The sequence below is a fragment of the Phytomonospora endophytica genome (assembly GCF_014202425.1).
GTDB classification, from domain to species: Bacteria; Actinomycetota; Actinomycetes; order Mycobacteriales; family Micromonosporaceae; genus Phytomonospora; species Phytomonospora endophytica.
Genome location: NZ_JACHGT010000010.1, coordinates 106,816 through 121,218, shown reverse-complemented (window position 1 = coordinate 121,218; position 14,403 = coordinate 106,816). Strand labels below are relative to the sequence as shown.

Annotated in this window: 12 protein-coding genes; 7 read left to right on the top strand and 5 right to left on the bottom strand. The window is 70.8% G+C overall.

Annotated features, from left to right (window positions below; all coding sequences use genetic code 11):
* Positions 1-36: 36 nt before the first annotated feature.
* Positions 37-702, bottom strand: a complete 666-nt coding sequence (locus HNR73_RS22980) for a DUF3500 domain-containing protein (protein WP_184789660.1) — start codon at positions 700-702, stop codon at positions 37-39.
* A gap of 193 nt (positions 703-895) precedes the next feature.
* On the opposite strand from HNR73_RS22980, the gene HNR73_RS22975 reads away from it, so the two are divergent.
* From HNR73_RS22975 to HNR73_RS22955, 5 genes are all read left to right on the top strand, one after another.
* The gene (locus tag HNR73_RS22975) at positions 896-1,222 is read left to right on the top strand and encodes a hypothetical protein (protein WP_184789659.1); all 327 of its coding nucleotides are present in this window, start codon (positions 896-898) and stop codon (positions 1,220-1,222) included.
* A gap of 50 nt (positions 1,223-1,272) precedes the next feature.
* Entirely contained in the window at positions 1,273-1,539 is a 267-nt protein-coding gene (locus HNR73_RS22970) for a hypothetical protein (protein WP_184789658.1), read from the top strand.
* A gap of 77 nt (positions 1,540-1,616) precedes the next feature.
* Positions 1,617-2,285, top strand: a complete 669-nt coding sequence (locus HNR73_RS22965) for a TetR/AcrR family transcriptional regulator (protein WP_184789657.1) — start codon at positions 1,617-1,619, stop codon at positions 2,283-2,285.
* A gap of 9 nt (positions 2,286-2,294) precedes the next feature.
* Complete coding sequence (locus HNR73_RS22960; protein WP_184789656.1) at positions 2,295-3,404, top strand: FAD-dependent oxidoreductase; 1,110 nt, start codon at positions 2,295-2,297, stop codon at positions 3,402-3,404.
* A gap of 40 nt (positions 3,405-3,444) precedes the next feature.
* Positions 3,445-4,173, top strand: a complete 729-nt coding sequence (locus HNR73_RS22955) for a transporter substrate-binding domain-containing protein (protein ID WP_184789655.1) — start codon at positions 3,445-3,447, stop codon at positions 4,171-4,173.
* On the opposite strand, the gene HNR73_RS22950 is transcribed toward HNR73_RS22955, so the two are convergent.
* The gene (locus HNR73_RS22950; protein ID WP_203686477.1) at positions 4,155-4,814 is read right to left on the bottom strand and encodes a response regulator transcription factor; all 660 of its coding nucleotides are present in this window, start codon (positions 4,812-4,814) and stop codon (positions 4,155-4,157) included. The two genes, HNR73_RS22955 and HNR73_RS22950, sit on opposite strands and share 19 nt — an antisense overlap.
* Positions 4,811-5,962: a sensor histidine kinase gene (locus HNR73_RS22945; protein ID WP_184789654.1), complete on the bottom strand. Its 1,152-nt coding sequence runs from the start codon at positions 5,960-5,962 to the stop codon at positions 4,811-4,813. Before HNR73_RS22945 ends, HNR73_RS22950 begins: the two co-directional genes overlap by 4 nt.
* A gap of 110 nt (positions 5,963-6,072) precedes the next feature.
* Here HNR73_RS22945 and HNR73_RS22940 point away from each other — a divergent pair, with 110 nt between their 5' ends.
* A complete protein-coding gene (locus HNR73_RS22940) occupies positions 6,073-7,578 on the top strand; it encodes a DUF1349 domain-containing protein (protein WP_184789653.1) in 1,506 nt (501 codons plus the stop codon).
* 101 nt (positions 7,579-7,679) lie between these two features.
* Positions 7,680-9,146: a DHA2 family efflux MFS transporter permease subunit gene (locus HNR73_RS22935; RefSeq protein ID WP_184789652.1), complete on the top strand. Its 1,467-nt coding sequence runs from the start codon at positions 7,680-7,682 to the stop codon at positions 9,144-9,146.
* Positions 9,147-9,388: 242 nt separating this feature from the next.
* Here HNR73_RS22935 and HNR73_RS22930 read toward each other — a convergent pair whose 3' ends face one another.
* Both HNR73_RS22930 and HNR73_RS22925 read right to left on the bottom strand, forming a co-directional pair.
* Positions 9,389-13,612 (bottom strand): discoidin domain-containing protein, encoded by a 4,224-nt coding sequence (locus tag HNR73_RS22930; protein WP_184789651.1) that lies wholly within the window; start codon positions 13,610-13,612, stop codon positions 9,389-9,391.
* Between the two features lie 222 nt (positions 13,613-13,834).
* A complete protein-coding gene (locus tag HNR73_RS22925; protein ID WP_184789650.1) occupies positions 13,835-14,374 on the bottom strand; it encodes a hypothetical protein in 540 nt (179 codons plus the stop codon).
* Between the last annotated feature and the right edge of the window lie 29 nt (positions 14,375-14,403).

Sequence of the window (14,403 nt, the reverse complement as noted above, 5' to 3'; positions counted from 1 at the left end):
GCCTGAACGGCCCGGAACTGCGCGGTTCCGGGTCTTTCAGGCCGCCATACGCCGCGGCAGTGCGGTGAAGCTGTCCCGCACGGCCGTCAGGCGCGCCGAGACGGGGATGAGGATCAGCTGGTCGGCGAGCAGGAAGCAGCTGACGGTGACGTGCCGTCCGCGGACCTGCCAGCCCCATGGCGCGGTGGGTGAGGGGGCGCCGAGGACGGTGACGCGGCCGTAGTCGAGTGCGCCTTCGTCGAGGGTGCAGGCCGCGAGGCGGTGGAGGCGGGCGATCTCGGGGGTGTCGCCGAGGAGCCTGATCGACACGGCGGCGTCGATCAGTTCGAGGGCGGCGTGCCGGGCGGCGATGCCGAGGTCGGGAACGGCGAGCCCGGTGCGGTGGTGGTCGTGCGCGCGGCTCCATCGCGACCACGTCTCGTGAGGGACGTCGGCGAGCGTGCGCGCCCGCATTTCCTGACCGAGTGAGGCGAGTAGTTCGCGGCCGCCGCGGACGATCTCGGTGGTGGACACGCCGGAGGCGTGGATGCCGTAGAGGCCCTCGGTGAGGGCACCGCCGACGGTCGGCGTGGTTCCGGCCGTGCGGAGCCTTCGGCGGGTCATGCGCTCGACGGCGGCGAGGCCGGTCCGCAGCAGTTCCCTGGTAGCGGTGAGCGCCTCGGTGCGGTGGTCGTTCACGACTGGTCCGACTATGCCGTTCATGAGGATCACGGTGACCGATCAGGCTTAAGTTCCGATGCGTGCCGGATGAATGATCGCTGGGAAAGCGGCGTCGGTTCGGCGGCAGGGACCGGTCCCCGGCGGCCGCTGCTGCAATGTGGCCATGGCTCACAACGGAGGAACGGCCCCGGCGCTCACGCTCGCCGGGCGGCCGGCCCAGGGGAGGTTCACCGGCATGGACCGTTCTCGCGAGGCAGGTGCGGGGAACCACCGGTCGAAGACGGTCCCGGCGGCCCTGCCCCGGCCGATGCGCAAGGAGGAGGCGATCGCGCGGGTGCGCCGGCACGTGGCGGGCCTGGGTGGTCAGCCGCGGCCGGAGCCGAGCGCCGATCGTTTCGGGGTCGGGTGGACGGTGTTCGTGCCGTTGATGCCGGCGAGGGTCGCGGTGTTCCACATCGGTGACGACGGGGTGCTGGAGGCGGCCTCGCCGACGGTGGGCCCGGCGGGTCTCGTGGAGGACTTCGAGCGGCGTTTCCGGCTTCGGCACGGGTGGGCGCGCTAGACCTCGGCGGTTCGGCGCCGCGGCCGCCGCGCGGGCGCGATGATCGGGGCATGCTGCTCACGAAACAGGCCGCCCAGGTCCTTCGCGCGATGGCCGCCGCGCCCGGCGGGGCGGGCACGATGCGCCCGGTCGGCGCCTGGCTGTCCTTGCTGCCTTTCGACGCCCCCACCTTCGTCCAGGCGATCGCCGAACTGGGTGGGAAGACTCCGCCGCTGGTCAACGGCCGCACCGAGGGCGAGGGCGACGAGGAGATCCATGTCGTCGGGCTGACGCAGGAGGGTCTGCGTCAGTCGGAGACGGCCGAGACGGTGGATTAGGGTCGCCGGAAAGGTGAGCTTGCGAACATGTTCGTCGCGAACGTGTTCGTGACGAACATGTTCGCCATACTGGAGGCATGACGCCACCAGCACCGAGCCGACGCGAACGCCCCGCGAAGCCCGCCCTCACCCGCGACGGGATCGTCGCCCAGGCCGTCGGCATCATGCGCGCCGAAGGCCTGGAGAAGGTCACCATGCGGCGCCTCGCCCAGGAACTGGACACCGGCGCGGCGTCGCTCTACGTCTACGTCCGCAACACCGCCGAGCTGCACGCGGCCGTCCTCGACGCACTGCTCGCCTCCATCGAGGCGCCCACCGGCGGCACCTGGGACGAACGGCTCGCCGCGACCTTCCGTGCCTACATCGAACTGCTCCACGCCCATCCGAGCCTGGCCCGCTCGGCCCTCGTCACACGGCCGTCCGGCCCGGGCGCGCTCGGCCTGCTCGACACCCTCCTCGCCCTCCTGCGCGAAGGCGACGTCCCCGGCGACCGGGCGGCGTGGGGCGTCGACCTCCTGCTGCTCGTCGCGACGGCGTCCGCCGCCGAACACGGCACCCGCGACGAGACGCCCGGCTCGGCCGCCGAGGACGAGGCCCTCGCCGCCGCCGTCCGCGGCGCCGACCCCGCGGCCCACCCCCACGTCGCCGCCCTCGCCACGGAGCTGCTCGCGGGCCCCGGCCCCGACCGGCTCGCCTGGACCCTTCGCGTACTCGTCACCGGCATCACCGGCACACCCCGACCCTGAGGAGACACCATGTCCACCGAACCCATCACCATCGTCGGCGCCGGCCTCGGCGGCCTGGCCCTCGCCTCGGTCCTGCACCGCCACGGCCTGCCGTCGCGCGTCCTCGACCTCGACGCCTCACCGACAGCCCGCGAACAGGGCGGCCTGCTCGACATGCACGAGGAGTCCGGACAGGCCGCGCTCGCCGCCGCCGGCCTCTCCGGGGCCTTCGCCGACCTGGTCTTCACCGGCGGCGACGCCACCCGTGTCATCGACCGCCACGGCGTGACCCACCTGGAAGACGACGGTGACGGCAGCCGTCCCGAGATCGAACGCGGCGACCTGCGCCGGATCCTGCTGTCGAGCCTCCCGCCGGGGACCGTCCACTGGGGAGCGAAGGTCCGCGAGGTCCGCGCCCTCGGCGGCGGACGGCACGCGCTCGTCCTCGACGGCGGCGAGACCGTCGCCACCGGCGCGCTCGTCGGCGCCGACGGCGCCTGGTCGAAGGTCCGGCCGCTGCTGTCGGATGCCGTGCCCGGCTACACCGGACTGTCCTTCATGGAGACCCACCTCGCCGACAAAGACGGAACGCACGCCCAGACCGTCGGCGCCGGAAGCCTCATGGCCCTCGGCGAAGACCAGGGCCTCCTCGCCCACCGGCACGGCGACGGGAGCATCACCGTCTACATCGCCGTGCGCTGCCCGGAAGACTGGACGCGCTCGCTGGGTGACGGCGAAACCGCCCGCGAGGCCCTCCTCGACCGCTTCACCGGCTGGGATCCGGCGCTGCTGGCCCTGATCGCCGAAGGCGAAAGCCTCGTCCCGCGTCCACTCCACGCGCTGCCGGTCCCCCACCGGTGGGAACGGGTCCCGGGAGTGACCCTCCTCGGCGACGCTGCCCACCTCATGTCGCCGTTCGCCGGTGAAGGCGCCAACCTCGCCATGATCGACGGTGCCGACCTGGCCCACGCCATCGCCGCGAACCCCGGCGACCTGGAGTCCGCCTTCACCGCCTACGAGCGGGTCATGTTCCCGCGCGCCGAGGAGGCGGCGACCGGATCGGCCGACAACCTCGTCGCCGCCTTCGCCGCCGACGCACCGGCGGGCATCGTCGCGGTCATGACCCCGCCCGGCGCCTGAGCCTCCGGCCCGCGCGGCAAGATCCGTTACGCTCGGCCGCATGACGACCGCCGCCATCGCGCGTGACCTCGCCCCGACCGGCACCCTGCGGGCCTCGATCAACCTCGGCAACCCTGTCCTGGCCCAGGGAACGCCCGACGCGCCCGGCGGCGTCACCGTCGACATCGCCCGCGAACTGGCCGCGAGGCTCGGCCTCCCACTCGAACTGCTCTGCTTCGACGCCGCCCGCAAGTCCTTCGAGGCGATGACCGAGGGCCGCGCCGACCTCTGCTTCCTCGCCGTCGAACCCGCCCGCGAGGCCGAGGTCGCCTTCAGCGCCCCCTACGCCGTCATCGAAGGCGTCTACGTCGTCGCCGACGGTTCACCCTTCACCAAGGCCGCCGACGTCGACGCGCCCGGCGTGCGCATCGGCGTCAAGGAAGGCTCGGCCTACGACCTGTTCCTCACCCGCACGCTCCAGCACGCGACGGTCGTGCGCGGCGAGGAAGGCGTCGACGAGTTCCTCACGCAAGGCCTCGACGCCGGTGCCGGCATCCGCCAGCCCGCGACCGCCTTCGCCGCGGCCACCCCGGGCGTGCGCCTCATCGAGGACCGCTTCATGCAGATCCGCCAGGCCGTCGGCACGACCATCGGCCGCACCCCCGAAACCATCGCCTACCTGCGCGAACTCGTCGAGGAACTCAAAGCGAGCGGCTTCATCGCCGAAGCGCTGCTCCGCTCGGGACAGCCGGGCGCCGAGGTCGCCCCCGCTCAGACCGCGATCCGGTAACCGACCCTCGGCGTCGTCGTGATCACCGGTGGGCCACCGAGTTTCCGGCGCAACCGCCCGACGGTGACGGTGACGGTGTTGGTGAACGGGTCGGTGTGCTCGTCCCAGACCTGTTCGAGCAGGTCCTCGGCACTCAGGTGCGCCGGACTGGCCCGCAGTAGCGCCTCCAGCAACGCGAACTCCTTCACCGACAGGTCCAGCAGCCGCCCGTCGCGGGTCGCCGCGCGCGTGACCGGGTCGAGCTCGATGCCCGCCGCCCGCAACGTCCTCGGGCGCGCCGACGGACGCCGCCTGGCCAGGGCCCGCACCCGCAGCACCAGTTCCGGGAAGTGGAAGGGCTTGGCGAGGTAGTCGTCGGCGCCGAGCGTGAGGCCGCTGACGCGGTCACCGGGCTCCCCGGCGGCGGTGAGCATCAAGACCATCGGCCGATCCTCGCGTTCGGTGATCATGCGGCACAGGACGTCGCCGTGAACACCGGGCAGATCGCGGTCGAGGAGGACCACCTCGTAGGCGTTGACGTCGAGTTTGGCGGCGGCGACCAGCCCGTCGGCGGCGATATCGACGGCCATGCCCTGGTCGCGCAGCCCTTCGGCCACGACCTCGGCGAGCGCGGGGGCGTCTTCGGCGATCAGGACTCTCACGTGCGGGCCCCGATCCCGGCGGCGGGAAGCGTGACGGTGACGCGCAAGCCGCCCTCGGACCGGGCCGCGACGTCGAGTCTCCCGCCGTGGGCTTCGGCGACGGCGGCCACGATGGACAGTCCGAGGCCCGAGCCGGCGCCGGTGCGCGCGGTGCCCAGGCGCAGGAAGGGTTCGGTGAGGCGCGCGGCCTCCACGGGATCGAGGATGGGCCCGCCGGTCTCGACGGTGAGTCCGGCCTTCCGGTCGTCGGCGCGGGTGGCCACGCGGATCCAGCCACCGTCGCCGTTGTGCGCCACGGCGTTGTCGATGAGGTTCTGCGCGACCCGCGCCAGGAGCGGGCCGTCACCGCGGGCGATGGCCCGTTCGCACAGATCCTCGCTGAGGGTGAGGCCTTTGGCCACGATGTCCTCCGCGTGGTCGGCGATGGCGTCGCGGACCAGCGCCGACAGGTCGACGGGGGTGCGCTCGCCGAGTGCGCCGTGTTGCGCGCGGGCGAGGCCGAGGAAGCCGTCAAGGAGCGCGTCGACGCGGTCGAGTTCGCCGCGGACGCGTGCGGCGAGGGCGGTCGTCTGGGCGGGAACGGGTCCAGGCTTGGCCACGGCGACGTCGACGGAGGCGCGCATCGTGGTCAGTGGTGTGCGGAGCTCGTGGGAGGCGTTGGCGACGAAGCGGCGTTGCGCGGTGAAGGCGGATTCAAGGCGTTCGAGGAGCCCGTCGATGGTGTCGGCGAGGTCTTTGACCTCGTCGTCGGGTCCCGGGACGGTGAGGCGTTCGTGGAGTCTGTCGGCGGTGATGCGGCGGGTCGCGGCGGTGATCGTGCGCAGGGGCCGCAGGACGCGGGAGGCGATGACACGGCCGAGGACGAGTGAGACGGCTGCCATGACGGCGAAGGCGAGGATCGAGGCGGACAGGACGCGCTGCGCCTGGCCGCTCTCCACTTCGTTGAGGCGGTCCTGGAGGATCTCGACCTGGCGTCGCGCCGCTTCGAGGCCGCCGGGTGTGGTCCCGACGGGCTCCGAGGAGGAGACGTCGCCGAAGGCGAGGGCGTTGACCAGGACCAGGAGCGCCGCTCCCGACAGCAGGAACAACGCGGTGTAGAGGAGCGTGAACCGCAGCCCGACGCTTCGGCCGGTGAACTTCCGGTCCATGACGGCACTCCCGCTGTTCGGCACCGTCCCAGCATGCCGCGTGCGACCTAACAGGGATGTGACGGCGACGGTTCGGCCGCTGTGACGGCCCGGTCGATAGAACCGTGGCCATGACGAAGACATCTTTCGCCGCTCTCGTCTCCGATGAGTGGTCGCGGTTCCGGCGCGGCCGTGTCCGCATGGCGGCGGTCGCCGTCGGCGTGCTGGTCGTGGTCCTGGCCGGGGTGGTCCCGGCGTACTCCGATCGCGCCGAATGCTGGGTGGAGAACGTGGAGGTGGCCTGCCCGCGCGACCCCGTCGGCCCCGACGGGGACCTCGTCGAGGACAAGTTCTTCTACGGTCACCAGACCCTCACCGGCGACGGTTCCATCACCGCCCGCCTGACCTCCATGACCGGCACCATCACCTATCCCCCGCCCGACCACGACGAGATCGTCCCGGGTCTGGTGCCCTGGGCGAAGGCCGGGATCATCGTCAAGGACGGGACCGCGCGGGGCTCCGCCTACGCGGCCGTGATGATGACCGGCGCCAAGGGCGTGCGGATGCAGTACGACTACGACACCGACATCGCCGGGACACCCGGCGGCGTCTCCCCGGAGGCGCCGCGCTGGTTCCGGCTGGCGCGGGCGGGGAACACCGTCACCGGTTACGAGTCGGCCGACGGGCGGGCCTGGACCGAGCTCGGCTCGGTGGAGCTGCCGGAACTCGGCGCGGACGCCACGATCGGGCTTTTCGCCACCTCCCCGGGGGACCTGACCCGGCGGCCGGTCGGGCTCGGCGGGACCATCGGTGAGGCCCGCTTCACGCAGGCGAGCGGGGTGTTCGACGGCGTCGCGGTCGAAGGCGCCGACGGGACCTGGACCGGTGAGGCGGTCGGCACGATGGGCTCGACCGACTGGGAGAAGTACCACCTGGCACCGGGCTTCGCCGAGGTCGACGGGACTTTCACCGTCACCGGTTCGGGCGACATCGGGCCGGTCGGCGAGATGGGCGGGCACACGCCGGAAAGCACGCTCACCGGGCTGATCGCGCTGATGTTGGTGCTCATGGTCGTCGCGGCCGTGTTCGTCGGCGGCCGGGCCGGGTCGCGCGCGGTTCTGGGCGCCCGCGCGATCGTGGTGGGCGGCGTGGCCTTCGCCGCCGGGCTCGTCGCGGCGGTGGCGACGGTGCTCGCGTCGACGGCGGTCATGCGCGGCGAGGGGACGGTGGTGTATCCGGTCGGCGTCCTCACCGAGGTGCGCGTCGTGCTGGCCGCCGCGTTCCTGACGGGTGCCACGGCGGTCCTCGCGGTCGGGTTGCGGGGGCTTCTGCGCGGCGTTCTCGCCCTGTCGGCCGCCGTCGGGCTGGTTGTGCTCCCTTATGCCTTCGGGGTGATCCCGTACCTCCCCGACGACGTGTCGGCGTGGTTGCTGCGGCTCACGCCGGCGGGCGGGTTCGCGATGTTGCAGTCCCTCGTCGCCCATCCGCAGGTGACGGCCAACTACGTGGCCTCGGCCGGGTACTTCCCGCTTCCGGGCTGGGCGGGCTGTCTCGTGCTCGGCGGTTACGCGGCTCTGGCGCTGTGGTCGGCGGCCCGGCGCCTCGGGCCCGGAACCGCGTCGGCGGAGTGGCGCTGAAGCGCCGACGCGGGGGCCGGATCCCGACGTTCCGGCCCCTTCCCCCGCCCCGGGGCCGATAGGATCAGGCGGCCTGAAGATCAGGAAGGGGCGCCCCGACGATGTCCGCGACCTCCCCGGCCCCGGCCGGCGCTCCCGTGATCCCACGCCGGACGTGGCTGGCGCTCACCGTCCTTCTCGCGGGCATGTTCATGGCGTTGCTGGACACCACGATCGTGAATGTGGCGTTGCCGCCGATTCGCGCGAGTCTCAACGCCTCCGAGGCGACGCTGTCGTGGATCATCTCCGGGTACGCGCTGGCCTTCGGCCTCGCGCTCATCCCCGCCGGACGGCTCGGCGACCGGCTCGGCCACAAGTGGATCTACATCGGCGGGCTGACGCTGTTCACCCTGGCCAGCCTGTCCTGCGGTTACGCGCAGAGCGATCTGCATCTGATCGTCTCCCGTGTCGTGCAGGGCCTCGCCTGCGGTATCTACGTTCCCGCCGTCACGGCGTTCATCCAGCTGCTCTTCGAGCCCGCCCGCCGGGGCCGCGCGTTCGCGATCATGGGTTCGGTCATCGGTGTCTCCACGGCCCTCGGCCCGCTCCTGGGCGGTTTGATCATCCAGGCCTTCGGTGACGAGAACGGCTGGCGGCTGGTGTTCTGGGTGAACCTGCCGATCGGGGTCGTCACGATCATCGCCGCCGTGCTGTGGCTGCCCTCGCGGTCGATCGCGCAGACCGTCGGCGGCCGGGTCGACGCCGTCGGTCTCCTGCTGGTGACCGCCGGGTTCGTCGCGTTGCTCGTGCCGCTCATCGAAGGGCAGGACCAGGGCTGGCCCGCCTGGACGTTCCTGTCGATCGCCGGGAGTGTCGTGCTCATCGCCGCGTTCGGCGCCTGGGAGGTCCGCTTCACCAGGAGCGGGCATACGCCGCTGGTGCCGCCGGGACTGTTCCGGCACCGCGACTTCACCGGCGGGGTGATCCTCGCGCTGGTGTACTTCGCGTCGTTCACCAGTATCTTCTTCACGATCTCGCTGCTGTGGCAGGCCGGGCTCGGTCATACCGCGCTGGAAACGGGGCTGGTCTCGCTGCCCTTCGCACTGGGCAACATCATCGGCGCCTCGCAGAGCAACCGTCTGGCGAAACGCTTCGGCCGCAACGTCCTGGTCGCCGGGGCCGCCATGGTCACGGCCGGTCTCCTCGCGACGTGGCTCGTGCTGCTGCTGACGGAGCCGATGGAGTTGTCGCATTGGCAGTTCGTGGCTCCGCTGCTCCTGGCCGGGCTGGGCAACGGGCTGTTCATCGCGCCGAACACGGCCTTCATCGTGGCGACCGTCGAACCACGCGAAGCGGGCGCCGCGAGCGGCGTGATCGGCGCGGTCCAGCGCATCGGCAGCGCGACGGGCATCGCGGTGATCGGGAGCGTGCTGTTCGGGACCCTCGTCGTGAAAGGCCCGGGCCCGGAAGCCCTCGCCGAGGGTTTCGGGCACAGCGCGACGGTGGCGATCCTGGTGAGCGTGGGGTTGAGCGCGCTGGCGCTGTTGCTGGTGTTCGTACTCCCCCGCCGCGTAGAGCGACGAGGGTAGCGACGGCGGCAGGCGACGCCGAAGCCTCGCCGATGCCGCAACCCCGCGAGGGTGAACTCTGCCGCGTATGACGTGGTGACGGGTGCAGCCGCCCCGTAACCCACAACCAAGCCGCCGCCTCGACCGAGTGCACAAGCACCCGGTCAAGGCGGCGGAGCCGGACATCACGTCCAGCGGCAAGCGGGCCGCGGGCCCGGAGGCGAAGCCGCGAAGCGGTTGAGCCGCATCACGAGCGAAGTGAGTCAGATAAGCACGGTGAACGTGCTCGTCACGTTCCGCACGTTCAGCCAGTTGTCGCTGAACACGACTCCGGTGAACGTCGCGGATCCAATGGCCGGTCCCTGTCCCGCCTCGGGCATCTCGTTGGCCCAGATGCCGAAGCCGGATTTGGCGTCGAAGGCGTCGCCGCTCTTCTTGGCTCCGGAGATCCTGATGTTGGTGAAGACGGTGTCGGTCACGGGTGTCTGCTCGGGGTACTTGGTCTGGAACATCACGCCCGAGTAGGTGGGGTCGATGATGTCCACATCGGATATCCGGATGCCGCGGAACTCCTTCGAGGCCGCGAAGCACCAGATGGCGCCGAAGGTCTGGTCGCCCCAGAAGTGTCCGCCGGCTCTGACGAGGGATATGTTCTCGAATCTCGTCGGGATGGTGCCGAAGCCGACGAAGGGGTATCCGAAGTTGAGGGAGCTGATGGTGATGCCGGAGTAGGTGAGCATGTCGGCGATGTAGAGGTTGCGGAACACGTTGTCGTAGCCGCCGTACACGGCGAGTCCGGCCGCGCGCCAGGTCACGGTCGCCGAGAGGTTCTCGAAGACGTTGCCGTGGTTGCCGACGGAGCCTCCGCCGTCGGTGGCGGAGAAGAGGGCGAAGGCGTCGTCGCCGTTGCCGCGTCCTTCGTTGTTGGAGATGAGGGAGTTGGTGGTGTCGTTGGTGAAGTTGACGCCGTCGGCGAAGGTGTTCCGGAAGCGCGAGTTGGTGATGGTGATGTTGTCGTTGTGGACACCCCAGTAGGCGACGATGGTGTGTTCGACCCACACGCGGTTGATGACGAGGTCTTCGCTGTTCATCATCTCCCCCCAGACCTTGCCGGGCCCGTCGATGCGTGAGGTGTAGTTGCCGAAGAAGGCGAGGTCTTCGAAGCGGGATCCGTTTCCGGAGGTGGGCACGTCGAAGCCGGCGTTGGTGTTCTCCTGTCCTTGCGGTGTCTCGAATCTGGTGTACCAGGAGCCGGCGCCGACGACGTTGATCGCGCGGCCGTACACGGTGAACTTGTTCGAGGTGCTGTACACGCCGGCGGGGAGGTAGACGCCGAGTGAGGTGGTGTCCTGCCGGGCGGCGTCGAGGGCGTTCTGCACGTCCTGGTGGGTGAATCCGGCGGGGACCTTGTAGCGCGCGGGGTCGGGGTTGGCCCGGGGCGCGGCGAGTTCGAGGTTGATGAAGTCGATCGTGGCGATGCTCTGCCCGGTGTCGCGCTGGAGGCGGATCGTCGAGCCTTGCGGGATGGTCGAGTTGAGCAGGATGTTCGCCTCGTCGTAGAGGTGGCGGGGTGCGCCGTTGCCGGGCGAGTTGCCCGGTGAGGCTTCGGCGCCGTAGAGCCAGGCGTACTTCGAGGTGAGCGGGATGTTCTTGTGGAACACGCCGTCGACGTAGATGCTCAGGTTGCTGGTCGTGCCGGTGCCGCCCGCGGAGTCGGGGATGGAGAAGCGGGTGACGAGGGTGTTGGTCGGCGCCTTCGTCGTCCATTGGACGTAGGAGCCGGTGCTGTTGAGGGTGACCGCGCGTCGTCCGCTGGCTTCGCCGGCGAGGTCGCCGATGGTCCGGTTGGGGCCGATGGCGGTGGCGCCGCCGCCGACGGTGCCGTCCTCCGACTCGTACATGTCGTAGGGGAGGTTGGCGCCGCGTCCGACGAACAGTGAGGTGTTCGAGGTGTTGTTGCCTTGTTTGACGGGCAGTTCGTTGGCGTCGGCGGCGAGGACGACGCGGATGGTGTAGCGGCCGTTGGCCGCCGTCCATGTGCCGAGTGGGACCGGTGCGGCGCTGCCGCCGGCGGGGATGACGCCGGAGGTGGAACCGGTGAGGGTCTTGACGGTGCCGCCGGTGTCGTTGAGGACGGTGAGGGTGATGCCGTGGGCGCCGCCGGCGGAGGCGATGGTGCCCTGGTTGCGGATCGTGACGTTGAAGGCGACGGTGTTCCCGGCCGCCGGGTTGTTCGGCGTCCAGCTGAGCGAGGCGACCAGGTCGGAGCTCTGCACGGGCCGGATGACCAGGTTGGTGGCGCTGGTGAAGGAGTTGTTGGTCTCGTTCTTCTCGATGACGGTGTTGGCCTCGTCCACTTTGGCCGTCAGCGGGTAGGTCCCGGCGGGCCGGGTCCCGATGGAGGCCGAGACGTTGCTCTGTCCGCCCGCGGCGATCGCGGCGACGTTGGCGGTGCCGACCTTCTCGGTGCCGAGGTAGAAGTTCACCGTGGTGGCTCCGGCGGTCAGTTCGCCGATGTTGGCGATGGTCGCGCCGAGGGTGATCGTGTCGCTCTCGACCGGTGACGCGGGCGAGGCGGTCAGGGAGGTGACGGTGAGGTCGGGGTTGGGCGCGGGGGTGCCGAAGACCTGGAATTCGGCGACCTGCCCGCCGGGGGCGCCGGTGTTGGAGGCGATGTTCAGCCGGATGTCGGCGGCTGTCGCCGACAGGGGGATGGTGACGGTGTTTCCGGTGGCGGGGTTGAAGGTGTAGTTGGCCGCGGCGGCGAGGGTGGTGAAGGCACCGGCGCCCTGGTCGCGGCCGAGGACGGTGATGTTCTGTGTCCGCGTGCCCCAGGCCGCGTCGGGGTTGAGTCGCACGACGATCCGGTCGAGGGTCGCGTTCGAGCCGAGCTGGACGGTGAGGACGCCGGGGAATCCGTTGCTCTCCCAGTAGGTGGCGGGGTTGTCGTCGACGGCGTTGGTCGCCACGAAGGTGTGGACGTGCCCGCTCTCGGTGACGGGCCTGCCGACCGCGAGGTTGACCGTCGTGCCGCCGGATCCGTTGCGTGTCACGGTGTTGCTGTTCGGCGAGGTGTTCCCGGCGGCGTCCTTGGCTCGGACGTAGTAGGTCACCGTGGCAGAGGCGGGCTGCGTGTCGGTGTAGGTGAGGACGCCGCCGCCGACGCTGGTGCGCAGGGTGCCGTTGGCGTAGACGTCGTAGCCGGTGACGCCGACGTTGTCACTGGAGGCGTTCCACGTCAGGCGGATCTGGCCGCTCGCGGGCTGCGTATAGGCCAGGTTGGACGGTGCGGTCGGTGCCTGGGTGTCGCTCCCGGTGCCGGTGCGAGTCACGGTGTTGCTGCTCGGCGAGATGTTGCCGGCGGCGTCCTTCGCCTGAACGTAGTAGCTCACGGTCGCCGAGGCGGGCTGCGTGTCGGTGTAGGTGAGGACGCCGCCGCCGACGCTGGTGCGCAGGGTGCCGTTGGCGTAGACGTCGTAGCCGGTGACGCCGACGTTGTCACTGGAGGCGTTCCACGTCAGGCGGATCTGGCCGCTCGCGGGCTGCGTATAGGCCAGGTTGGACGGTGCCGTGGGGGCCTGCGTGTCGCCGGTCGCCGGTCCGTAGACCTCGAACTCCGCGATCTGCCCGGCGGGCCACCCGGTGTTGCCGGTGATGTTGATCCGCAGGTAGCGGGTCGTGGCCGTGTTGAAGTCGATGGTCGCCTTGGGCGCGAAGTTCCGCGCGCCGCTCGCGACGATGTCGGTGAAGGTGGATCCGTTGGTGCTGCCCTGGACCGAGAGCGTCTGGGAGCGTGCTCCCCAGCTCGGTGGAATGGACAGCACGACCTGGTTGACGCCGACGGCCGCGCCGAGGTCGACCTGGATCCATTGCGGGAAGGCGTTGTTGGCGCTCTCCCAGTAGGTGTCCTGCCGTCCGTCGTTGGCGTTGCCCGCCGGGTAGACGTCGGTGTGGCTCTTCTCGGTCATCGTCTTGCCGAGGGCCAGGTTCGGGCCCGCCGCGAGGACTTCGCCGACCACGAGTTCGGCGAGCTGCGCGGTGGATCCGGCGCTGTTGGCGGTGACGTGGATGCGCACGTAGCGGGCGAGGGTGGCCGGGAACTCGATGGTGACGGCCGGGTCGAAGGTGTACTCGGCGCTTCCGGCGATCGTGGCGTAGCCGCCGCCGTCGAGGCTGCCCTGTACGGCGAGGGTCTGGGTGCGGGCGTCGAACTTCCCGGGGAGTTCGAGGGTGACGCGGTCGACGCGTTTGACGGTGCCGAGGTCGACGGTCGCCCACTGTGGGAGGCGGCCGGACGCGCTCTCCCAGTAGGTCGAGCGGTCTCCGTCGGTCAGGTGCGCGGCGGGGTGGGCGTCGGTGACGCTGCTGGCGGCGACGGGCAGTCCGTGGACGGTGGGGGCCGCGGCCGCCGGTAACGGCGCGACGGGGACCAGGGCCACCGCGAGCGCGGCGGCGAGGACCAGCCGCGGGGTTCGCTTGGATCTCATGACATTCCTGTCTCATGGGGACGGATGAGCGGGTCTCAGACCGGGCCGCGTCTCATACAGAAATTACGCGGCACTGCACGGATTCGAGCGGGCTGTTGTATGAAACTTGCATGAGCTTGGCCAAATGTTACAGACGTGCTACGGGCCAGTCAACGGCCCGCGATCGTGGGCGCGACGGGACCACACGCTGCTCGGATGTGGTGACGGCGGAGCGGCCGGAGGTCAGCCCTTGGCGGCCTTGGCCCGGCGGATCTCGGCGATGACGGCGGCGGCGATCAGGCCGCCGACGAGGACCCAGGCGACCCACACGCGCCCGCGCGGGGCGATCACGGTGGTGTTCATGTCGGTCGCGCAGGTCGAGGCGAGCGCACTGTCGTCGAAGAAGCCGCAGGCGGTCACGGCGAGCCTTTTGTCGAAGGGCACGTCGACGGCGACGACGCCGGACAGGGTCGTGCTCCACTCGGCACCGGGCTGGACCGTTGGGCGCCATTCGGCGCTGTCCTCGGCGAGGGCGGTCGAACCGTCCACCTTGGACGGTTCCATGCCGGTCGGGAAGGCGACCTGAACGCGGAGGGCGACCGGTTCGGGCCGGTCGTTGCGCACGACGAGGCGGTATTCGACCGACTCGCCGGCGATGGTCTCGGTACCGCCGTCGCCGATGGAAATGGCGAGGGGACGTTCGTCCTGGGCGGCCGCGGGCGCCGCGGGCATGGCGAGGACGGCGACCATGGCCGCGACCAGGGTCGCGAAGACCGAACGCACTACCGAACCCCCACCGATCCGCCGGGAAA